The following is a 21593-nucleotide window of genomic DNA, read 5'->3' on the forward strand; positions in this document are numbered from 1 at the left end:
GGAGACCCACGAGTGAGTGTGTTCGCGTCCCGAACCACACTCCGCGAGTTAATTTAGGGCGTGATTTAAGCCGCGAAAGAAAGTCGCGTCAAGGGAGGGGGCAGCGGTATCTTGCAGGTCGGGGCGGAGCCGGAAGGGAGCCACATGGCGGTGCGGAGCGGGCGGACAGTGCGTGACCTGCGACGGGGCAATCGCACCGCCGTACTGCAACGCCTGTATTTCGACGGCCCGATGAGCCGCTTCGAGCTGGCCCCGGCCACCGGTCTGAGCGGCGGCTCCATCAGCAACGTGGTCGCGGAACTGGTCGAGGACGGCCTCGTCGAGGAGGCCGGCACCGTCGAGTCCGACGGCGGGCGCCCCCGCACGCTGCTGCGCGTCACCCCGGCCGGCGGCCACATGATCGGCGTCGACGTCGGCGAGACCCGCGTACGCGTCGAACTCTTCGACCTCACCCTCACCGAACTCGCCCGCACCGAACGCCCCCTGGAGCATCACGGCTACGACGTCGAGGTCGTCGTCGGCCACATCCGCGACGGCATCGCCGAGGTCCTCGCCGAGACGGACATCGCCCCCGAGCGGCTCCTGGGCGTCGGTATCGGCGTCCCCGGCATCGTGGACCGCACCCCCGCGCAGGGCGCCGTGGTCCACGGCCAGACGATCGGCTGGGACGCCGTCCCGCTCGAATCCCTGCTCCGCTCGACGTGTGAACTCCCCGAGTCCGTCCCGTACTTCATCGACAACGGCGCCCGCACCCTCGGTCAGGCAGAGCTGTGGTTCGGGGCCGGCCGGGGCTCCCGCAACGCGATCGTGGTCCTCTTCGGCTCGGGCATCGGCGCCTGCCTCGTCACCGAGGAGGCCGAGTACGGCCGCCCCCTGGAATGGGGGCATGTGACCGTACGGGTCGGGGGGCGCCGCTGCCGCTGCGGCGCCCTGGGCTGCCTTGAGGCGTACGCGGGCGCGGGGGCGCTCCTCGACCGCTGGCGCGAGGAGGGCGGACGCCCGCCGGAGGGTGCCGACGAGGAGACCGCGCTGGCCGCGCTGCTCGCCGCCGCCCACCCGGCCGAGGGCGCCGACGCCGACCCGGTGGCAGCCGCCGTCCTGGAGGAGGCCGCAGAGTACGTGGGCGCCGGCCTGTCCGACCTGATCAACCTCTTCCAGCCCGAGCGCATCCTCATCGGCGGCTGGGCAGGACTCCAGCTCGGCACCCGCTTCCTGCCCGCCGTACGCCACCACGCCGCCGCATACGCCCTGCGGCACCCGGCCGAACGCGTCTCCATCGCCCTCGGCGAACTCGGCCCGGACGCGGTCACGGTCGGCGCGGCAAGCCTGCCACTCGCCGACTTCTTCGCACGGGGCGGGGTGCGCGGGGCGCGCAGCCGGGGTTAGGCCCTGTCGTTTTGGTGTTCCTGAGCACCTTCAGGGCCGACCGCGAGGCCTTCACCGCACGCCACCCGAAGATCACCGCGGACGCCGACGGCGCGCGCATCCTCCGCAGCGTCCTGATGAAGCCGGAATCCGAGCACCACGTGGAGCGCATCCACGACCGGGTCGAACAGCTCACCCGGTCACACCGGCCGGGAGCACTTCGGGTCTGACGGAGGGGAGACGGTCCAGGGCGCTGCGAAGCGGTTCACCCCGCCCGGTGGCCGGAACCCTCCATCCCGCCGAAAACCTCCAGGATGCGGTCGGCCGCCAGCGTGGCCGTCAGTTCGCCGTCCTTGACCTGCTGTTCCAGGGTGGGTGCGAGGGAGCGTACGGCGGGGTCGCGGCGCAGGCGGTCGAGGAGTTCGTCGTGGACCATGCTCCAGGTCCAGTCGACCTGCTGCGCACGCCTTTTGGCGGTGAGCCGGCCGGTGGAGTCGAGCAGGGTCCGATGCTGTTCGAGGCGTTCCCAGACGGTGTCCAGGCCGGCCGACTCCCGGGCGCTGCAGCTGAGCACCGGCGGAGTCCAGAACGCGTCCTTGCCGCGCATGAGCCGCAGGGCGCCCGACAACTCCCTTGCCGCCGCCCGGGCGTCGCGTTCGTGCGGGCCGTCCGCCTTGTTGACGGCGATCACGTCGGCCAGCTCCAGGACGCCCTTCTTGATGCCCTGGAGCTGATCACCGGTGCGGGCCAGGGTGAGGAGCAGGAAGGAGTCGACCATGTTCGCGACCGTGGTCTCCGACTGGCCGACGCCCACCGTCTCCACCAGGATCACGTCATAGCCCGCCGCCTCCATCACGACCATGGATTCCCTGGTGGCCTTGGCGACCCCGCCCAGCGTGCCGGCGCTGGGGGAGGGGCGTACGAAGGCCGCCGGGTCCACGGACAGACGTTCCATGCGTGTCTTGTCGCCCAGGATCGACCCGCCCGTCCGGGTGGAGGACGGGTCGACGGCGAGCACGGCGACCCGGTGCCCGAGCGAGGTCAGCATGGTGCCGAACGCGTCGATGAAGGTCGACTTGCCCACGCCGGGCACACCGCTGACGCCGATCCGCCGGGCCCGGCCGCTGTGCGGGAGCAGTTCGGTCAGCAACCGCTGTGCCAGCGCCCGGTGTTGCGGGCGGGTGGACTCGACGAGGGTGATGGCGCGGGCCACCAGGGCCCGCCTGCCGTCGAGAACACCTTTCACATACGTGTCGAGATCGATCGCTGCCATGGGGCTCAGAGGTCGTGGCCGAGGTCGGCCGACAGCCGCTGCACCAGGTCGTACGCCGCGTCCGGGATCACCGTCCCGGGCGGGAAGACGGCTGCCGCCCCCATCTCCAGCAGGGTCGGCACGTCCTGCGGCGGGATCACGCCGCCGACCACGATCATGATGTCCTCGCGGCCCTCCTCGGCGAGTTGCTCCTTCAGCGCCGGTACGAGGGTGAGGTGACCGGCGGCCAGCGAGGACACCCCGATGATGTGCACGTCCGCCTCGACGGCCTGGCGGGCCACCTCGGCCGGGGTCTGGAACAGCGGGCCGACGTCGACGTCGAAGCCGAGGTCGGCGAAGGCGGTGGCGATGACCTTCTGGCCGCGGTCGTGGCCGTCCTGGCCCATCTTGGCGACCAGGATGCGCGGGCGGCGGCCCTCCGCCTCGGCGAACGCGTCCACGAGCGCACGGGTGCGGTCCACGGACGGGGACTGGCCTGCTTCGTTGCGGTACACGCCGGAGATCGTACGGATCTGGCTCGCGTGCCGGCCGTACACCTTCTCCAGGGCGTCGGAGATCTCCCCGACGGTCGCCTTGGCGCGGGCCGCGTGCACGGCCAGCTCCAGCAGGTTGCCCTCACCCGCGGCGGCCCGGGTCAGCGCGTCGAGCGCGTCCCGGCAGGCGGTCTCGTCCCGCTCCGCGCGCAGCCGCCGCAGCTTCTCGATCTGCTGGGCGCGCACGGAGGAGTTGTCGACCTTGAGGACCTCGATCTGCTCGTCGCTGTCCACCCGGTACTTGTTGACGCCGATGACCGGCTGACGGCCGGAGTCGATCCGGGCCTGGGTGCGGGCGGCGGCCTCCTCCACCCGCAGCTTGGGAATGCCGGCGTCGATGGCCTGCGCCATGCCGCCCGCCTGCTCGACCTCCTGGATGTGCTGCCAGGCGCGGCGGGCGAGGTCGTACGTCAGCTTCTCGACGTACGCGCTGCCGCCCCATGGGTCGATGACCCGGGTGGTGCCGGACTCCTGCTGGATCAGCAGCTGGGTGTTGCGGGCGATGCGCGCGGAGAAGTCGGTGGGCAGCGCGAGGGCCTCGTCCAGGGCGTTGGTGTGCAGCGACTGGGTGTGGCCCTGGGTGGCCGCCATCGCCTCGACGCAGGTACGCGTGACGTTGTTGAACACGTCCTGTGCGGTCAGCGACCAGCCGGAGGTCTGGGAATGGGTACGCAGGGACAGGGACTTGGTGTTCTTCGGGTCGAACTGCTTCACCAGCTTCGCCCACAGCAGCCGCGCCGCCCGCAGCTTGGCGATCTCCATGAAGAAGTTCATGCCGATCGCCCAGAAGAAGGAGAGCCGGGGCGCGAACGCGTCCACGTCCAGGCCCGCTTCCCGCCCCGCACGGATGTACTCCACACCGTCCGCCAGCGTGTACGCCAGCTCCAGATCGGCCGTCGCGCCCGCCTCCTGGATGTGGTAGCCGGAGATGGAGATGGAGTTGTAGCGCGGCATCCGCTGCGAGGTGAAGGCGAAGATGTCGGAGATGATCCGCATCGACGGCTTCGGCGGGTAGATGTAGGTGTTGCGGACCATGAACTCCTTGAGGATGTCGTTCTGAATGGTCCCGGCCAGCTTCTCGGGCGGTACGCCCTGTTCCTCGGCGGCGACGATGTACAGCGCGAGCACCGGCAGCACGGCGCCGTTCATCGTCATCGACACCGTCATCCTGTCCAGCGGAATGCCGTCGAACAGCTGACGCATGTCGTAGATGGAGTCGATCGCCACGCCCGCCATGCCGACGTCACCGGTCACCCGCGGGTGGTCGCTGTCGTAGCCGCGGTGCGTGGGCAGGTCGAAGGCGACGGACAGGCCCTTCTGGCCGGCCGCCAGATTGCGCCGGTAGAAGGCGTTGGACTCCTCGGCGGTGGAGAAGCCCGCGTACTGGCGGATCGTCCAGGGCTGGTTGACGTACATCGTGGGGTACGGGCCGCGCAGATACGGCGCGATGCCCGGGTAGGTGCCCAGGAAGTCCAGGCCCTCCAGGTCCCGCCCCGTGTACAGCGGCTTGACCCCGATGCCCTCCGGGGTCTCCCACACCGGCTCCTCGCCCCCGGTGGCCCGCTTGACGGCCGTACGCCATTCCTCGGCACCGCCGTCGGCGACGGGGGTCCCCAGCTCGATGCCGGAGAAGTCGGGGATTCCCATCAGGACACTCCCATGCGGTCGAGAGTCGCGGACAGCACGGCGATGGCGTCGCAGCCCGCGAAGACGTACGAGTCGATGCCCGCGTACTCGGCCGGGCGGCCCGCCAGGAACACCTGCCGGGCACCGGACGCGCGCAGCGACTCGGCGGCCTGCTCGGCCTGTTCGGCGTAGAGCGCGTCGCTGGAGCACAGCACGGCCTCGGTGGCGCCGCTGTCCTCGAAGCGGCCCTCGGTGACCGGCTCGATGCCGCCCGCCTGGAACAGGTTGGCGGCGAAGGCCGAGCGCGCGGTGTACTCGGCGGGCGAGCCGAGGGTGGCCAGGAAGATCCGGGGCCGGGATCCGGTCGCCGCCAGGTGGGCGTCGGAGCGGGCGCGCAGCTCCTCGTACGCCTCGTCGCGGCGTACCCGCGGCAGACCGCCGGACGGCGGCTCGGGTGCGGGCCGGCGCTCCACCGGCTTCTCGGAGAGCAGCGGGAACTCGCTGACCCCGGTGATGGGTTCGCGGCGCCTGGTGAGCCGCTTGCTGCGCTCCGCCCAGGTCGTCGCCAGGTCCGTACGCAGCCGGCCGGAGCGCAGGACGGCCGCCTGGCCGCCGTCCCGCTCGATCGACCGGAAGAACTCCCAGGCGGCCCCGGCGAGTTCGTCGGTCAGCCGCTCGACGTACCAGGAGCCTCCCGCCGGGTCGATCACCCGGGCCAGGTGCGACTCCTCGATGAGGATCGTCGAGGTGTTGCGGGCGATGCGCCGGGCGAAGGCGTCCGGCAGGCCGAGGGCGTGGTCGAAGGGCAGCACGGTGACCGCGTCGGCGCCGCCCACTCCGGCGGCCAGGGTCGCGATCGTGGTGCGGAGCATGTTCACCCACGGGTCGCGGCGGGTCATCATCACCGGCGAGGTCACCACGTGCTGCACCTGCGCACCCGCGCCCGGTGCCCCGCACACCTCGGCGACCCGGGCCCACAGCCTGCGGGCGGCGCGCAGTTTGGCGACCGTCAGGAACTGGTCGGCGGTGGCCGCGTAGCGGAACTCCAGCTGGGCACAGGCCTGTTCGACCGACAGCCCGGCCTCGGTCAGCTCGCGCAGATAGGCGACACCGGTCGCCAGGGACGCGCCCAGTTCCTGCGCGGCGGAACCGCCGGCCTCGTGGTACGGCAGCGCGTCCACGGTCAGCGCGCGCAGCCCCGGGTACTCCTCGGCGCACCGCCGGGCGAGCTCCGCCGCCGGGGCGAAGCCGAAGGGCCGTCCGGTACGGGCCTCAAGTCCGAGCGGGTCCGCGCCGAGGTTGCCGCGGGCCGCATCCTTCGCCACGCCCCGCGCCGCGTACAGCCGCAGCAGCTCGCGCGCGGCGGGCTCGGTGGCAGCGCCGGCCTCCAGGATGACCGGCGCCAGGTCGAGGTAGACGCCGTCGAGCACCCGCTCCAGCGACGGCACCGGGATGGTGTCGTCGCCGACGGCCAGCCAGAGCGAGGTGACGCCGTTCTCCAGGTCGGCGAGGACCGCGGGGCCGTCGACGGTCGAGTGCCGCTGCCGTACGTCCCAGCCGCCGACCGTGTTCCCCTCGGGGCGGCCGCTCCGGACGAAGGGGGCGAAACCGGGGAGGCCGGCGTCGGGCGCGGTGTCGTGCGCGGTGTACAGAGGGCGGGTGCGCAGCCCGTCCTCCAGCGCGGTGGACAGGGCATCCTCGGCGGCCGCACCCGAGACGTCCTTGCCCGCTTTGCGTAGTACGCCCTCCACCAGGCGTTGCCACTGCTCATGGGGCGCGTCAGGGAACTCGGCGGCCAGCGAAAGCCCGTCGTCAGGCAGGACCGTCATACCCGGATGCTAGGACAGGTGGCCTGAGCAGCAGCAGAGGGTGCGGTTGTGACCTTGTTCTCCCCGGACTTGTGACGTGGATCGCGGACGTAAGGATTTCGTCATCCGCCAGGCAGCCCCGGACGGCCGCCGCGCCCGTTGAATGGGAGGGAGAGACAGGACTCCCAGGAGGTGGGCGGTATGGGGCGGGAACGACGCGCGCGGGTCAGGCCGTGGCTGGCCGGCGTTGTGGTGGTGGCGGTCGCCGGGGCCGGCTTCGGGCTGTACTGGTTCCAGCCGTGGAAACTGTGGCAGGACGAGACGGTCCAGGAGGCGCTGCCCGGGCCCGTGGCCGCCTCGACGGCACCTGCCGGCGCGCCGTCCGGTGCGTCCGCCGCGCCGGCCCCCGTCGGACCGGTGACGCTGGCGAGCGGCGAGCTGATCAGCCACGAGCACGCGACGTCCGGCACGGTGCGGCTGGTACGGCTGGCCGACGGCTCCCATGTGGTGCGCCTGGAGCAACTCGACACCAGCAACGGCCCCGACCTGCGCGTGTGGCTGACCGACGCCCCGGTGAAGAAGGGGCGCGCCGGCTGGAACGTCTTCGACGACGGGAAGTACGTCAGCCTCGGCAAGCTCAAGGGCAACAAAGGCAGCCAGAACTACGCCGTGCCCGAAGGTGTCGACCCGGCCGGGTTCAGCAGCGTCAGCATCTGGTGCGACCGCTTCGACGTCTCCTTCGGCGCCGCGGAGCTCGCCCGTGGCTGATCCGCCCGAAGGGTCAGTTCCGGCAGCCGGGACTGCTCTGCGCACCGCGGCACCCGCACCCCGCACCACAGCCGCACCCGTCCCGCTCGGCCCGCTGGTCCCCGTCGGCCCGTTCGGCCCGCGCGCCGGCGTCGAACGGCACCGCGCAGCAGCTGTCACCCCGCCAGGCCTCCCGTCCCTCCTTGACCGCGACCGCGGCGATCACCAGGGCGGCGATCGGGTCGGCCCAGGCCCAGCCGACCAGTGAGTTGGCGGCCAGTCCGGCCAGGACGACGGCGGACAGATAGGTGCACAGCAGCGTCTGTTTGGAGTCCGCGACCGCCGAGGCGGAGCCCAGTGCGCGCCCGGCCCGACGCTGCGCCGCCGACAGGAACGGCATCACCAGCAGGGACAGCGCGGCCAGCACGATCCCGGGCGTGGAGTGCCGGGCCTCGCCGGTGCCGGTCAGGGCGCGGACCGAGTCCACGGTGACGTAGGCGGCGAGCGCGAAGAACGACACCGCGATGATCCGCAGTGCGGTCCTCTCCCGCGCCTCGCGCAGGGCGTGGTCGGCGGCCGAGAACTGCCACGCGACGGCCGCGGCCGAGGAGACCTCGATGACCGAGTCGAGGCCGAAGCCGATCAGGGCGGTGGAGGAGGCGAGCGTGCCCGCGGTGATCGCCACGATCGCCTCGATCACGTTGTAGATGATGGTGGCGGCGACCAGCAGCCGTATTCGGCGGGCCAGTTGAGCGCGGCGCTGCGGGGACGGGCCCAGGGACAGCGTGGCGCTCATCAGCAGCACCCCTCCTCGTCGTCCTCGGCGCAGGTGCGGTCGGCCTCGACCGCGAGGACCGCACCGCGCAGGTCGTCCAGGGCGTGGCCCAGGCGGGCGTCGGCCAGCTCGTAGCGCACGCGCCGGCCCTCGGGGACGGCGACGACGATGCCGCAGTCGCGCAGGCAGGCGAGATGGTTCGACAGCCGGGTGCGGGAGATGCCCAGCTTCTCGGCCAGGTCGGCCGGGTGGGCGGGGGCCTCGCGCAGGGCGAGCAGGATGCGGCAGCGGATCGGGTCGGCGAGCGCGCGCCCGAAGCGGGCCAGGGCGTCGATGTCGGAGGCGAGGGTCAGCACACCACGACGGTACACGGATTCCTGGATTCAGGAAATCCTGAATGGTCGCGCGGAGGGTCGCCGGGGAGCCGATCGCGCCCTGGTCCTGCGTGGTGTCTCGCGCGTCAGTCGACGCAGCCGCACCCCGACGCGGCCTTCGCCTGCGTGACCGTGCGGGCCGGGTCGGCGGAGGTCTCCGCCGGGGTGCAGCAGGCGCTGACGCCGCAGCACACGCCGGCCGACTCCGCCTGCTCGGAGGCTTGGCCGTGAGGGGCGTCGGCCGCGACCGGCTTGACGGCGCGGACGATCGCGGAGTGCATGCCGTCGGCGACCGGGTGGGTCGGGGTGATCTCGACCTCCTGGAAGCCCGCGGCCTCCAGGCCGGCCCGGTACTCCGCGAAGGACAGCGCCCCGGCGATGCAGCCGACGTAGTCGCCGCGCTCGGCCCGTTGTTCGGCCGTGAGGCTGTCGTCGGCCACGACGTCGGAGACGCCGATCCGGCCGCCGGGCTTCAGGACGCGGAAGGTCTCGGCGAAGACGGCGGGCTTGTCGACGGACAGGTTGATGACGCAGTTGGAGATGACCACGTCGATCGTGCGGGCGGGCAGCGGGATCGCCTCGATGGTGCCCTTGAGGAACTCCACGTTCGTCGCGCCCGCCTTCGCCGCGTTGGCCAGGGCCAGGGCGAGCATCTCGTCGGTCATGTCCAGTCCGTACGCCTTGCCCGACGGCCCGACGCGACGGGCCGAGAGCAGGACGTCGATGCCGCCGCCGGAGCCGAGGTCGAGCACGCGCTCGCCCTCGCGCAGTTCCGCCACGGCGATGGGGTTGCCGCAGCCGAGGGAGGCGGCGACGGCCTCGGCGGGCAGGGTGTCGCGCTCGTCCGCGGCGTACAGGGTGGAGCCGAAGCTCTCGTCGACCTCGACCGGCTCGGGCCCGCAACAGGCGGTGCCGCCCTCGGTGACCTTCACGGCTGCCGCCGCATAGCGCCGGCGGACGGATTCGCGTAGGTCGCTGGACTGCTCGTTCATGGCTTCACTCCTGGGTGACGAGGGGCTCGCACCCCCCGGAACGGCCTGTATCGAAGTTCGTTGATGCAAGAGTGCGCCTTGGATTGAAAAACGTCAACATAGAGGAGTGTCGAAACAGGGTGAGGGGCGGGCGACCTGGCCGTCGGCCGGCTCATAGGCGCTGATGACGTAGACGGCTTCGTCGTCGATCGCGCTCTCCTCCCAGTCCAGGGAGATCCGCACCGGATGCCCGTCGGCCGCGTACTGCGCCTCGGCCGTGTCCGCGCCGTCCCGCCGTGCCTGCGCCAGCTCGTCGAGGAGCTCCCCGATGGTGGGCACCGCGTCGGCGAAGCCCTCGACCACGCGGCGGCCGCTGTCGTCGAGGCCCACCGCCTCGGCCACCGCGCCGTCGCGGACCGTTATCCGGAAGGCGCCGATCAGGGCCCGCTCTCCTTCGCTCGACCGGAGCGTGTAGGTGTACGCGGCGGGCTCCTGCCACGCGGCCCGGCTCTGTGCCGGCGCGCTCTTCGCGCCGGTTCCCTCGGCGGACGCCGAGGAGGCCGAAGTCCCGGTCCCGCAGCCCGCGATCGCGCAGAGCAGCCCTCCGATCAGTGCGACGGTGGACACGGCGCGGGCGCTGAGTGGCGCGGCGGTCATGGCGGCAGTCCCTTCGACGACGGTCACCGCTATGACGCCGGTCGCCCGAAGAACGTTCGGCCGGCCTTCCCGAGCCGATCCGCCCTGCCCTGCCCGGAGGAACCGGCGCGCGACTCTCCGTGATTTGGACGCGCGCTTCTTCTGCCCTTGATCAGCGCTGTACGGACGTTAACTGCCCTTTCGCAACAGTGGCATCACCCGCCTCACCAGGGAAGACATCAGAAGGGATGAGTGCCATGGGCAGTGTCTCGCTCCCGCAGCGCAGAGCCATTCTCACCGGAGGGCTGGTGGCCACCGCGGCCGTGATGACCGGCTGTTCGACGAAGACGGAGAACACGGCGGCGCCCAAGGCGGCGGCCGTGGTGGCGGCGACTCCCTCGACGTCCGCGGACGTACCCCCGCAGACCCCTCGGGCGGTCTTCGACCGGCTCTTGGAGGGCAACGAGCGTTGGGTCGCCGAAACGCTTCAGCGCCCCAACCAGAATGTCGACCGGCGCAAGTCCGTCGCCGCGGAGCAGAAGCCGTACGGCGTCATGGTCTCCTGCATCGACTCCCGGGTGCCGCCGGAGCTCGTCTTCGACACCGGGATCGGCGACCTGTTCGTGATACGCACCGGCGGGCAGGTGGTCGCGCCGGTGGTCACCGGTTCCGTCGAGTACGGGCCGCTGACCGCGGGGAGCCCGCTGATCGTCGTGCTCGGCCACCAGAGTTGCGGTGCGGTCAAGGCGTCGTACAAGGCGCTGAAGGAGGGCAAGCCGCTGGGGGGCAACCTGCAGTCGATCGTCGAGGCCCTGCGCCCGGCGTACGAGGCGATCTCCAAGGAGAAGCACGCCGACCCGGTCGACGCCATGATCCGGGTCCACACCAAGCTGACGTCCGCGGCCCTGCGGTCCAACGCCAGTCTCGCTCCGCTGGTGAAGAAGCGTGAGCTGGCCGTCGTCAGCGCCTACTACTCGCTCGACACCGGCCGCGTGGAGGTCCTCGACGGCAGGCCTTCCGCCGCCTGACGCGGCGCCCTTCCCGGGGTGGAGGACGGGAGCGGGAGGCTGCCCGCAGCCGGCTCCCGTCCACCGCCGCGGTCTTCGCTCAGCCCCGCATCCCCCGCACCAGACGCACCATTCCGGCGGACAGGCCGCCCACCGCCGCCCCCGCCGAAGCGAGCGCCAGAGCCCGCGCCCGGCGTCCCGGGGGAGCCGGCCCGACGCCCGGAGCAACCCCATACGCGCTCCCCGTCACCTCGGAGCCGGGCAGCGCCGACGCCAGCAGTTCCGACACGTGGACGGCCTCGTGGCCGCCGCTGTCGAGCTCGTGGATCTGCGTACGGCAGCTGAAGCCGTCCGCGAGGACCACCGTGCCCGCGTCCTCCGCCCGCAGCCGGGGCAGCAGGACGCGTTCCGCGCAGGCCCGGCTGACGTCCAAGTGGCCGCGCTCGAAGCCGAAGTTGCCCGCGAGTCCGCAGCATCCGGACGTCAGCTGCTCGACGTCGACCCCGGCGCGGCGCAGCAGCTCCTCGTCGGCGTCCCAGCCCAGTACGGCGTGCTGGTGGCAGTGCACCTGGGCCAGCGCGCGGGCCGTGCGGTCGGGTACCCGCGGGGGCTCGTAGCCCGGGCTGTGCCCGGTGAGCAACTCGGCCAGGGTCACCGTCTGTTCCGCCAGCCTGCGCACGTCCCGGTCGCCGGGGAACAGCTCGCCCGCGTCCGACCGGAACACGGCCGTACAGCTCGGCTCCAGGCCGACCACCAGCCCACCCTTCCGGAGATGACCGGCCAGGTGGCGGACGGTCCGGCTCAGGACGCGTTCGGCGATGCCCAGTTGCCCGGTGGAGATCCAGGTCAGCCCGCAGCACAGCGGCTCGCTGGGCATGGTCACGCGCCAGCCCGCGTGCTCCAGCAGCTCCACCGCCGCCTGCCCGATGCGCGGGTGGAAGAAGGCGGTGAACGTGTCCGGCCACAGCAGCACCGTCCCGCGCTCCCCGGAACCGGAGGAGCCGTGCGGCGCGCGGCGGGCGAACCACCGCTGCAGCGACTCCCGGGCGAACAGCGGCACTTCCCGGTCCTCGACCCCCGCCACCGCGACCGCCGCCCGGGACAGCGGCGGCGTGTGGGTGAGCGCGTTGACCACCGGAGCGAGCCGGCCGCGCCCCACCGCCTGGGCGAGGACCGGCAGCCAGCCCATCGACAGATCGGAGCGGGGCCTGAGCCAGGGCCGCCCCGCGTAGTGGTGGGACAGGAACTCCGCCTTGTACGTGGCCATGTCGACGTCGGCCGGGCAGTCGCTCTTGCAGCCCTTGCAGGCCAGGCACAAGTCCAGCGCGTCCTTGACCGCCCGCGAGCGCCAGCCGTCGCGGATCGCGCTGTCGCCGTGCCCGTCGAGCATCTCGAACAGCAGCCGGGACCGGCCCCGAGTGGAGTGCTCCTCCTCCTGGGTGACCTGGTAGGACGGGCACATCACCGAGCCGCCCTCGGTGTCGAGCCGACGGCACTTGCCCACGCCCACACACCGGTTGGCGGCCTCGGCGAAGGACCCGCCGTCGTGCGGGAAGCGGAAGTGCAGGTCGCGCGGGTCGGACGGGGCCCAGTCGCCGCCGATGCGCAGGTTCTCGTCCAGCTTGTACGGCGCCACCACCTTCCCGGGGTTCATCCGGTCGGCCGGGTCGAAGATCTCCTTGAGCCGGCCGAAGGCCGCCACCAGCTCCTGCCCGAACATCCGCGGCAGCAGCTCGCCCCGGCTCTGCCCGTCCCCGTGCTCACCGGAGAAGGAGCCGCCGAACTCGACCACGAGATCGGCCGCCCGCTCCATGAACCGCCGGTAGTCGGCCACCCCCTCGGCGCTGTACAGATCGAAGGGGATCCGGGTGTGCACGCACCCCTGTCCGAAGTGGCCGTAGAGGCTGGGCCCGGTGTCGCTCTGGTACCCGAACTCCTCGAACAGGCCGCGCAGCCGCCGCAGATACTCGCCGAGCCGCTCCGGCGGCACCGCCGAGTCCTCCCAGCCCTCCCAGGTGTCGGGGTGGCCGGGGATGTGCGCGGTGGCGCCGAGACCGGCCTCGCGGACCTGCCAGAGCTGCTCCTCGTGCGCGGGGTCGTCCAGGAAGGCGACCTCGGCGTCGTGCTCGGACTCGTGCAGCCCGTCCAGCATCCGGTGCGCCCGCTCGTCGGCCTCCTCGACGCTCTCGCCGCCGAACTGCGCCATCAGGAAGGCGTTCCCTTCGGGCAGTTGGGTGAGGGCCTCCTCGGTGAGGTGCTTGAGCCGCTCGTCGTGGACCAGGTGGCGGTCGACGCCCTCCAGCGCCATCGGCTCGTACGGCAGGATCGCCGGTACGGCGTCCGCGGCGCGCATGATGTCCGGGAACCCCAGCACCACCAGCGAGCGTTCCTTCACCACCGGCACCAGCTCCAGCTCCGCCCGCAGGACCGTGACCAGGGTCGACTCGCTGCCGACCAGCAGCCCGGCGACGTCGAAGCCGTGCTCGGGGAGGAGCGAGTCCAGGTTGTAGCCGGAGACCCGGCGGGGGATCCGCGGAAAGCGGCGGCGGACGGCGTCGGCGTAGGTGTCGCGCAGGGCGCGCAACTGACGGTAGACGGCCGCCCGCAGATCGCCGTGCCGCTCGATCTCGGCGTACTCCTCGTCGCTGGTCTCCCCGCACCAGAAGCGGGTGCCGTCGTAGAGGAGCACCTCCAGGCGGGCGACGTTGTCGACGACCTTGCCGTGGGCCTGCGCGGTGGCGCCGCACGAGTTGTTGCCGATCATGCCGCCGATCGTGCAGTTGGCGTGGGTGGCGGGTTCGGGGCCGAAGCGTAGCCCGGTCGGGGCGAGTTGGCGGTTGAGCTCGTCGAGGACGATCCCCGGCTGGACGACGCAGGTACGGGCCTCGACGTCGACCGACTCCAGGACGGTGCAGTACTTCGACCAGTCGATGACGACCGCCGTGTTGGTGCACTGCCCGGCCAGACTGGTCCCGCCGCCCCGGGAGAGCACAGGCGCGTCGTGCTCCCGGGCGACGGCCACCGCCTCCGCGGCCGCCTCGGGGGTGCGCGGTACCACCACGCCTATCGGCGTATGACGGAAGTTCGAGGCGTCGGTGGAGTACGCGGCCCGGCTCCCGGCGTCGAAGCGGACCTCCCCGTCGACGCGTTCGCGCAACGCGGCCTCCAGGGCGGCCGGGTCGGGTGGCGGTGCGGTTGCGCGGCGGACGACGGGAGCGGGCAGGTCCGAGATGCCCATGAACCCCTCCTCGGTGTCGGTGCGGGCCCCGCCCGGGTACCCGCAACCGCACCGGCGACTACTCCGGCGCCGCCTCCCCGGCGAAGTCGGGCATCAGCGCGCACATCGCCTGGCGCTGAGCGGGACCCATGAACCGGGCCAGCGCCTCCTTGACCGTCTCCGCGAGGACCCCGGAGGCCTCCTTGAGCAGGCCGCGTGCCTTCTCGGTGAGGGCGACCTCGACGCCGCGCCTGTCGTCGCGGACCGACTTGCGGGTGACCAGACCGGCGTGCTGGAGGCAGGCGATCTGGTAGGTGAGGCGGGTCTTGGGGCGGCCCAGGAGCTCGGCGATCCGCGTCATGCGCAGGGCCTCCCCGGGGTCCGCCGCGAGCAGGCACAGGATCAGGAACTCGTCGTGGGAGACGTCCAGCCGTTCCTTGACGACGGTGCGCAGCTCCTGCTCGACGGCTCCCGTCGCGGCCAGCATCAGCATCCAGGCGTGCAGCTCGACGGGCAGGAGTCCGTCGCCGGAGGCGGAGGGGCAGTCGGAGAGGTCGGCCATGAATTCGAGTGTAGCTGTTGTTCAAATTTGGAGTATCAGCTAGCGTGGCGGCCGTCATCCAAATTTGGACTATCCCATGCGGACCCCCCGGTCCCGATGATCAGGAGAGAGACCATGACCGTCGCCGTCGAAACCGGAACCTGGCAGCTCGACCCCGCCGCCTCCACCGCCGCCGTCCGGCACCGGACGTTCTGGGGCCTGGTCACCGTGAAGGGCGTCTTCGCCGCCGTCACCGGCAACGGCGAGGTACGGCCCGACGGCTCCGCCGTCGGCACGATCACCCTGGACGTCGCCTCCCTCGACACCGGCAACGCCAAGCGGGACAAGCACCTGCGCGACGCCGACTTCTTCGACGCCGCCAACCACCCCGAGATCACCTTCGCGGTCCGCAGCGCCGAGCTCCGCGACGGCGACGACGTGCAGGTCGTCGGTCAGCTCACCGTGCGCGGCATCAGCCGCCCCAAGACCTTCACCGCACGCCTCGTCGGCGCCGACGCCCGGTCGCTCACCCTGGACGCCGAGTTCACCGTGGACCGCGAACAGTTCGGCATGGACTGGAACCAGCTCGGCATGATGCGCGGCCTCACCACCGTCTCCACCACGCTTCGCTTCACCCGGACCGCGGCCGTCTGACGTCGGCACTCGACAGGGTCTGCGGTACGGCCGTGAAGGCCCGCAGCCGGATCCGTACACCCGGCCGGGGAAGGACGAACCTCCCCTTGGGCGGCCGGAGTTCATAGCGCGCCGACGCATGGGCGGGCAGCTCGGCCGGACCCCGTACGACCGTCCAGTACGGGTTCATGCCCTGGCCCGTGGTGAGCGTGAAGTGCGGTACGACAGCGGCGGCGCCGGTGTTGGTGACCTCGACGTCCAGGCGGGTCAGCGCGGTGGGCGGCGCCGCCCACCAAGTGCTCGACTCCGCCCGGGCAGGGGGGAGCGCCCGCACCGACGTCACCCGCATGTCCAGCGGCGGCGTCCCGCTCGCCGCCCAGGCCGCGCTCGCCAGGGCCGGGACCAGCAGGAGCGCGGCCACCGCGATCCGCGCCGGGCGGCGGGCCAGGACGCGCAGGCGCGGCTGCCACGCCGTCGCGAACTCCGACGCCGGCGCGGTGACCGCCGCCGCCAGCCACAGCGGCGTCATCATCAGGTAGTAGCCGTCCTGGGAACGGGTCGCCAGAAAGAACGCGCACCACGGCAGGACGGTCGCCGCGGGCCCCAGCCGCCGTACGAACAGCACGAACAGCGCCAGCAGCCCCGCCGCCAGCAGCATGCTCGCGTGGGAGTACCAGTCGAGCCGGTCGCTGCCGTCGGTGAAGTACAGGGAGATGCCGACCACGCCCTGCCCGTGGATCACCGCGCCCTGCGTCAGCGGCAGCGCGATGCCCCGGACCCAGGTGCCCGGCTCGCTCACGATGAAGTACGTGTTGACCAGCAGCCACACCACCCCGGCGGCCCCGGCGAACCGCGCCACCACCAGCGCCGCCCCCCGCGCGCCCAGCTCGCCGCGCCGCACGGCGTAGATCCCCGCCAGCAGGAACGGCGCCACGAACCAGGGCAGTTGCTGCGCCGCGCACGCCGCCCCCAGACACGCCGCCCGCGCCAGCCCGGCACCTGAGAGGCGCCCGCCCCGCCCGAGCCGCGGCCACCGCACCACCACCGGCACCAGCAGGGCCAGCGCCACGATCGCCGGATAGCCGAGCCGGGCGTAGGACGGCAGGAACCCGAAGCCGAGGCACACCATGGTCGCCGCCGACCGCCACGGCGTCGGCAGCATCCGCCACAGCGTGACGGTGCCGGCGACGAGGGCGGCCGTGCTCACCGCCGTCGCGGGCGTACCGCCGTGCCCCAGCCACAGCAGCGGCGCGGTCAGCAGCGGGGCCAGGGGCGGATAGCCGTACGTGAAGTCGTAGCCGCCCGTCACCGTCGGGGTGAGCGCGACGCCGTGGCCGAAGAGCCAGGGCCAGGGCTGCCCGTAGACGGGGTGCCCGGCGACCAGCTCATGGGCGGCCTGGGTGGTGAGGACGGCCTCGTCGCTGCCCTGGTGGTTCATCGCCCAGGCACAGAGCGTCAGCGCCACGGCGGTCACCAGGACGCACAGATCCAGCCGCGCCAGCGACCGCGCCCGCCGCACCACCAGCGCCAGCACCCCGCACACCAGGATCGAGGCGTAGCACGCCGAGATGGCCGCCGCCACGACGAACCGGTGACTGGCCGCCTGCGTCCAGACCGAACGGGTGCCGATGAAGAGGCTGATGTCGGCGAGGAGGGTGAGGACGCGGTGCCACTGGGCCGGGGGTTCCGTGAGGGCGGCCACCGACGACCGTGTCCGCGGGGCCGGTGTCACCAGCCGCTGTTCTGCCAACTGCACGCACCGAACCGTAATCAGAGCTGGTGAGCGCGGTGCCGACGGAGGTGAAGAGTCCGGTGTGAGGCAGGTGAGAAGATCGCCGGGGCGGTCAGTAGACGTCCCGGACGTAACGCTTCGCCGCCGCCAGCTGCTTCACGTACGCCGCCGCCTCGGCCTCCTCCAGCCCGCCGTGCGCGACCGCGATGTCCCTGAGCGCCTGGTCCACGTCCTTGGCCATGCGTGAGGCGTCACCGCAGACGTAGAAGTGGGCGCCGTCCTGGAGCCAGCGCCACAGCTCCGGGCCGTGCTCGCGCATCCGGTCCTGGACGTACACCTTGTTGCGCTGGTCGCGGGAGAAGGCGGTGTCGAGGCGGGCGAGGGTGCCCTCGTCGAGCAGCGCGGTCAGCTCCTCCTCGTAGTAGAAGTCGGTGGCCCGGTGCTGCTCGCCGAAGAACAGCCAGTTGGGCGCCTTGTGCCCGAGCGCGCGCCGCTCCTGGAGGAAGCCGACGAAGGGCGCGACCCCCGTGCCCGGGCCGACCATCACCATCGGCGTCGAGGGATCCGCGGGCGGCCGGAAGTGCGGGGAGCGCTGCACGAAGACCGGCACCTCGGTGCCGGGCCCGGCGTCGGCGAGGAAGGGCGAGCAGACGCCGCCGCGCGGCCGGCCGTGCAGGTTCTCGTACCGCACGACGGAGACGGTCAGCGAGACGCTGTGCGGGTCGGTGAGCGGGCTGGACGATATGGAGTACAGGCGAGGCTGGAGCTTCTTCAGCACCCCGGCCCACTCCTCGGCGCCCGCCCGCACCGGGTGCTCGGCGATGACGTCCACGGCCTGCCGCCCCCAGCTCCACTGCGCCAGCCCGTCCTTGTTGTCGGGCCGCAGCAGCCTGCGCAGCTCCCGGTCGTCGCGGACGCGTTCGGCGACGAAGCGGAGCAGGTCGGGGGTGATCCTCGTGATGTCGAGGTGGCGGTGCAGGGCCTCGGCGAAGGGGACCTCGCCGACACCGTCCAGCCGCACGGCGGCTGCCCCGTCGACCCCGGTCACCGCCAGCCACTCCGCCACCAGCGCCGACGAGTTGACCGGCCGGACGCCGAGCGCGTCGCCCGCCTCGTACGTCAGCGGGGTCCCGCTGGTGTCGAAGGTGAAGCGCCGCACCTCCTTGCCCGCGCCGGGCCGGCTGAGCAGCCGGTTGCCGACCAGGCGGGCCGTGGTGGGGGCGGGCTTGGTCCCGGCCTTCGGCTGCTCGACGGCGGGGGCGTCCGCGCCGCCCAGCGCGGTGAGGACCTGGTCGAGCCACGCCCCGGCGGACGGCTCGTAGTCCGGCTCGCAGTCCGTACGGGGGGCCAGGCGCACCGCGCCCAGTTCGTCCAGCCGGGCGTCGAGCCGACGCCCGTGCCCGCAGAAGTCGTCGTACGACGAGTCGCCGAAGGCCAGCACGGCGTACCGCACGCCGTCCAGCCGTGGAGCGCCCGCGTCGGACAGGGTGTCCCAGAAGCCGGACCCGTTGTCGGGCGCGTCACCGTCGCCGAACGTGCTGGTGATGAAGAGCAGGTCGGCCGTGCGGGCGAGGGCGCGGACGTCGGCCTCGTCCATGCCGACCAGGGTGGTCCGGTGCCCGGCGGCGCCCAGCCGCTCGGCGGTGGCGGTGGCGAACCCCTCGGCGTTGCCGGTCTGCGAGGCCCACAGCACGACGACCTCACGGCCCGGCCGCGTCCGCGGCCCGGCCGCCGTGCGCGAGTACATGCCGGCCAGGACGCCGTTCACCCACAGCGCGTGCTCGGGGCTGAAGGGCGCGTCCGGCGGGAGCACCGGGACACCCGGCGCGCCGGAGTCGATCCCGGCGAGAAACCCGGTGAGGTAGAGGCGTTCCTGTGCGGACAGCACGGGCGGCGGCGCGGGCTCCAGCCCGAAGGGGTCGGCCGTGCCGGGGGTGACCGCTGTAGGCGTCAGCGCCTCGACCGGCCTGCCCGGCACGGGAGCCGCCACCTTCGCCAGGGAAACGGCACACACCTTGAACTCGGGCTGGAAGGAGATCGGATCCACCGCGTCGCTGGTCACCGCGTTGACGCTCAGATACTCCCCGAACAGGTCGTTCCAGTGGAACGGCGCGAAACAGCACCCCGGCCGCACCCGCTCGGTCACCACCGCCGGCAGCACCGCCCGCCCCCGACGAGAGGCGACCTCCACCTGGTCCCCGTCGGCGATCCCCAGCTCAGCCGCGTCCTGCGGATGCACCTCCACGAACGGCCCCGGGTTCAGCTTGTTGAGCTTGGCGACCTTCCCCGTCTTCGTCAGCGTGTGCCACTGGTGCTGCACCCGCCCGGTGTTCAGCACGAAGGGGTAGTCGTCGTCCGGCAGCTCGGCGGGCGGCAGGTGCGGCCGGGCGTGGAAGGCGGCTCGCCCGCTCGCGGTCGGGAACCGCAGCCCGCCGTCCGGGTCGACGTACCGGATCGGATTGCGCTCCGGCCCCTCCGCGTCGGCGGCCGGCCACTGCACGGGCGTGGCCCGCAGCCGCTCGTACGTCACCCCGCGCAGATCCCACCCCGTCACCGGGTTCCAGGCCCGCCGTATCTCCTCGAAGACCTCCTCGGCACTCTCGTACGAGAACCCCTTCTCGTACCCCATGGCACAGGCGACGGCCGCGATGATTCGCCAGTCGGCCATCGCCTCGCCCGGCGGGTCGGCCACCGGCTGGGTCAGGGTGAGATTGCGCTCGCTGTTGACGAAGACGCCCTCGCCCTCGGTCCACATCGCGCCGGGCAGGACCACATCGGCGTACGCGTTGGTCTCGGTCTCGGCGAAGACGTCCTGGGCGACGACGAACTCCGCGGCTTCCAGGCCCTCGATGACCGTACGGCGGTTGGCGACCGAGGCGACGGGGTTGGTGCAGATGATCCAGCAGGCCTTGATCTCGCCGTCGGCCATCTTCTGGAACATCTCGATCGTGCCCTTGCCGACGCCGTCGGCGCGCAGGGTGCCCGGCGGCAGCTCCCACAGCTCCTCGACGAAGGCCCGCTCGGCGTCCACGGCGACGGACCGCTGCCCCGGCAGCCCCGGCCCCATGTACCCCATCTCACGCCCGCCCATCGCGTTGGGCTGCCCGGTGAGGGAGAAGGGCCCGCTGCCGGGACGGCAGATGGCTCCCGTGGCCAGATGCAGGTTGACCAGGGCGTTCGTGTTCCAGGTGCCGTGCGTGGACTGGTTGAGCCCCATCGTCCAGCAGCTCATCCACTCGCCCGCCTCGCCGATCAGCCGGGCGGCCGTGCGCAGGTCCTCCTCGGCGATCCCGGTGATCTCCGCGACGGCGTCCGGCGTGTAGTCGCCGAGAAACTCCGCCATCGCCTCCCAGCCCTCGGTGTGGGCGGCGATGAAGCCGGGGTCGGTGTGGCCGTTCTCGACGAGCAGGTGCAGGAGGCCGTTGAGGAGGGCGAGGTCGGTGCCCGGCTTGAGCTGCAGGTAGAGGTCGGCCTTGGCGGCGGTGGCGGTGCGTCGCGGGTCGACCACGATGAGTTTCGCGCCCGCCTTGACCCGTTCCATCATGCGCAGGAAGAGGATGGGGTGGCAGTCGGCCATGTTCGAGCCGATGACCAGGAAGACGTCCGCCTTGTCGAAGTCCTCGTACGACCCGGGCGGCCCGTCCGCGCCGAGGGACAGCTTGTAGCCCATGCCCGCGCTGGCCATGCACAGCCGGGAGTTCGACTCGATCTGGTTGGTACGGACGAAGCCCTTGGCCAGCTTGTTCGCCAGGTACTGGGCCTCCAGGCTCATCTGCCCCGAGACATAGAAGGCGACGGCGTCCGGCCCGTGCTCGTCGATGATCGCGCGCAGCCGGCGGGCCGTCTCGGCGATCGCGTCGGCCGTCGGGGAGGGTATCGGCTCCTCGCCCGGGTCGTCCCTGACCAGCGCGGTGGTCAGCCGGCCGGGCGCGGCGAGCATCTCGGCCGTGGTCGCGCCCTTCGTGCACAGCCGGCCCGCGTTCGCCGGGTGCGCCTTGTCCCCGGACGCCTTCAGCACCGTACGCCGCCCGTCGGGTCCCATCCCGACGTCCAGCAGGATTCCGCAGCCCACCCCGCAGTACGTGCAGACCGTCCGGACCTGAGTCGTGGAGGTGGTCGAGGTCACGTGCTGCCCTTCTCCGGCGGTACGAGGTGATGTCTGGAGCGTACGAATTGCCCGTTACGTCGATGTCACATCCCTTGATCATGAGGAGTTACGTCGGCCACACAGCCGCCCGTGGCGCGATGTGAGGGGTGCGGGACGGCGCGGTGCGGTCGCGCATCGTGTCGCTGTTGGGCCGAACGGGTGACATGGCGTAAGAATTGGCTGGTGCAGGCATTGAAGGCGAGTCAGG

Annotated in this window: 16 protein-coding genes; 5 read left to right on the forward strand and 11 right to left on the reverse strand. The window is 72.2% G+C overall.

Annotated elements, in window-relative coordinates:
• The first annotated feature begins 144 nt into the window (after positions 1-144).
• Together AQI70_RS14450 and AQI70_RS14455 are read left to right on the forward strand one after the other, a co-directional pair.
• A complete protein-coding gene (locus tag AQI70_RS14450) occupies positions 145-1386 on the forward strand; it encodes an ROK family transcriptional regulator (protein WP_062148799.1) in 1242 nt (413 codons plus the stop codon).
• A gap of 14 nt (positions 1387-1400) precedes the next feature.
• Positions 1401-1595, forward strand: coding sequence for a hypothetical protein (locus tag AQI70_RS14455; protein WP_062148802.1), 195 nt, complete (start codon positions 1401-1403; stop codon positions 1593-1595).
• Between the two features lie 35 nt (positions 1596-1630).
• On the opposite strand, the gene meaB is transcribed toward AQI70_RS14455, so the two are convergent.
• Genes meaB through AQI70_RS14470 form a run of 3 tightly spaced genes read right to left on the reverse strand, consistent with a single transcriptional unit; the run spans position 1631 to position 6626 of the window.
• Complete coding sequence (gene meaB, locus AQI70_RS14460) at positions 1631-2638, reverse strand: methylmalonyl Co-A mutase-associated GTPase MeaB (protein ID WP_062148817.1); 1008 nt, start codon at positions 2636-2638, stop codon at positions 1631-1633.
• 5 nt (positions 2639-2643) lie between these two features.
• Entirely contained in the window at positions 2644-4818 is a 2175-nt protein-coding gene (gene scpA / locus AQI70_RS14465) for a methylmalonyl-CoA mutase (protein ID WP_003997129.1), read from the reverse strand.
• Complete coding sequence (locus AQI70_RS14470; protein ID WP_062148820.1) at positions 4818-6626, reverse strand: methylmalonyl-CoA mutase family protein; 1809 nt, start codon at positions 6624-6626, stop codon at positions 4818-4820. The genes scpA and AQI70_RS14470 overlap by 1 nt, the downstream gene beginning before the upstream one ends.
• Positions 6627-6806: 180 nt before the next feature.
• On the opposite strand from AQI70_RS14470, the gene AQI70_RS14475 reads away from it, so the two are divergent.
• Positions 6807-7373, forward strand: coding sequence for a DM13 domain-containing protein (locus AQI70_RS14475; RefSeq protein ID WP_062148823.1), 567 nt, complete (start codon positions 6807-6809; stop codon positions 7371-7373).
• 13 nt (positions 7374-7386) lie between these two features.
• Here the strand turns inward: AQI70_RS14475 and AQI70_RS14480 are convergent, their stop codons facing one another.
• The 4 genes from AQI70_RS14480 to AQI70_RS14495 all read right to left on the reverse strand — a co-directional run bounded on the left by AQI70_RS14480 (position 7387) and on the right by AQI70_RS14495 (position 10129).
• Positions 7387-8148, reverse strand: coding sequence for a cation efflux transmembrane domain-containing protein (locus AQI70_RS14480; RefSeq protein ID WP_062150027.1), 762 nt, complete (start codon positions 8146-8148; stop codon positions 7387-7389).
• Entirely contained in the window at positions 8148-8483 is a 336-nt protein-coding gene (locus AQI70_RS14485; RefSeq protein WP_062148826.1) for an ArsR/SmtB family transcription factor, read from the reverse strand. The genes AQI70_RS14480 and AQI70_RS14485 overlap by 1 nt, the downstream gene beginning before the upstream one ends.
• Positions 8484-8587: 104 nt before the next feature.
• A complete protein-coding gene (gene arsM / locus AQI70_RS14490) occupies positions 8588-9493 on the reverse strand; it encodes an arsenite methyltransferase (RefSeq protein WP_062148829.1) in 906 nt (301 codons plus the stop codon).
• 93 nt (positions 9494-9586) lie between these two features.
• Positions 9587-10129 (reverse strand): DUF6174 domain-containing protein, encoded by a 543-nt coding sequence (locus tag AQI70_RS14495; protein ID WP_062148832.1) that lies wholly within the window; start codon positions 10127-10129, stop codon positions 9587-9589.
• A gap of 236 nt (positions 10130-10365) precedes the next feature.
• Between AQI70_RS14495 and AQI70_RS14500 the strand changes: the two genes are divergently transcribed.
• Positions 10366-11136: a carbonic anhydrase gene (locus tag AQI70_RS14500; protein ID WP_062148834.1), complete on the forward strand. Its 771-nt coding sequence runs from the start codon at positions 10366-10368 to the stop codon at positions 11134-11136.
• 79 nt (positions 11137-11215) lie between these two features.
• On the opposite strand, the gene AQI70_RS14505 is transcribed toward AQI70_RS14500, so the two are convergent.
• Positions 11216-14353, reverse strand: a complete 3138-nt coding sequence (locus AQI70_RS14505; RefSeq protein ID WP_062148838.1) for an FAD-binding and (Fe-S)-binding domain-containing protein — start codon at positions 14351-14353, stop codon at positions 11216-11218.
• A 58-nt stretch (positions 14354-14411) separates the two neighbouring features.
• Complete coding sequence (locus AQI70_RS14510) at positions 14412-14894, reverse strand: MarR family winged helix-turn-helix transcriptional regulator (protein ID WP_062148842.1); 483 nt, start codon at positions 14892-14894, stop codon at positions 14412-14414.
• 114 nt (positions 14895-15008) lie between these two features.
• On the opposite strand from AQI70_RS14510, the gene AQI70_RS14515 reads away from it, so the two are divergent.
• On the forward strand, positions 15009-15527 hold the full coding sequence (locus AQI70_RS14515; RefSeq protein ID WP_062148845.1) for a YceI family protein: 519 nt from the start codon (positions 15009-15011) through the stop codon (positions 15525-15527).
• On the opposite strand, the gene AQI70_RS14520 is transcribed toward AQI70_RS14515, so the two are convergent.
• On the reverse strand, positions 15505-17208 hold the full coding sequence (locus AQI70_RS14520) for a hypothetical protein (protein ID WP_107116987.1): 1704 nt from the start codon (positions 17206-17208) through the stop codon (positions 15505-15507). The genes AQI70_RS14515 and AQI70_RS14520 overlap by 23 nt on opposite strands.
• A 142-nt stretch (positions 17209-17350) precedes the next feature.
• A complete protein-coding gene (locus AQI70_RS14525; protein ID WP_062148848.1) occupies positions 17351-21364 on the reverse strand; it encodes a bifunctional nitrate reductase/sulfite reductase flavoprotein subunit alpha in 4014 nt (1337 codons plus the stop codon).
• Positions 21365-21593 lie beyond the last annotated feature (229 nt).

This window comes from Streptomyces curacoi (assembly GCF_001513975.1).
In the GTDB taxonomy this organism is placed as follows: Bacteria; Actinomycetota; Actinomycetes; order Streptomycetales; family Streptomycetaceae; genus Streptomyces; species Streptomyces curacoi.

Coding starts and splice junctions, on each gene's coding strand:
- AQI70_RS14450 (WP_062148799.1), top strand. CDS start 145: ATGGCGGTGCGGAGCGGGCGGACAGTGCGTGACCTGCGACGGGGCAAT.
- AQI70_RS14510 (WP_062148842.1), bottom strand. CDS start 14,894: ATGGCCGACCTCTCCGACTGCCCCTCCGCCTCCGGCGACGGACTCCTG.
- scpA (WP_003997129.1), bottom strand. CDS start 4,818: ATGGGAATCCCCGACTTCTCCGGCATCGAGCTGGGGACCCCCGTCGCC.
- AQI70_RS14500 (WP_062148834.1), top strand. CDS start 10,366: ATGGGCAGTGTCTCGCTCCCGCAGCGCAGAGCCATTCTCACCGGAGGG.
- AQI70_RS14505 (WP_062148838.1), bottom strand. CDS start 14,353: ATGGGCATCTCGGACCTGCCCGCTCCCGTCGTCCGCCGCGCAACCGCA.
- AQI70_RS14515 (WP_062148845.1), top strand. CDS start 15,009: ATGACCGTCGCCGTCGAAACCGGAACCTGGCAGCTCGACCCCGCCGCC.
- AQI70_RS14495 (WP_062148832.1), bottom strand. CDS start 10,129: ATGACCGCCGCGCCACTCAGCGCCCGCGCCGTGTCCACCGTCGCACTG.
- arsM (WP_062148829.1), bottom strand. CDS start 9,493: ATGAACGAGCAGTCCAGCGACCTACGCGAATCCGTCCGCCGGCGCTAT.
- AQI70_RS14480 (WP_062150027.1), bottom strand. CDS start 8,148: ATGAGCGCCACGCTGTCCCTGGGCCCGTCCCCGCAGCGCCGCGCTCAA.
- AQI70_RS14470 (WP_062148820.1), bottom strand. CDS start 6,626: ATGACGGTCCTGCCTGACGACGGGCTTTCGCTGGCCGCCGAGTTCCCT.
- AQI70_RS14475 (WP_062148823.1), top strand. CDS start 6,807: ATGGGGCGGGAACGACGCGCGCGGGTCAGGCCGTGGCTGGCCGGCGTT.
- meaB (WP_062148817.1), bottom strand. CDS start 2,638: ATGGCAGCGATCGATCTCGACACGTATGTGAAAGGTGTTCTCGACGGC.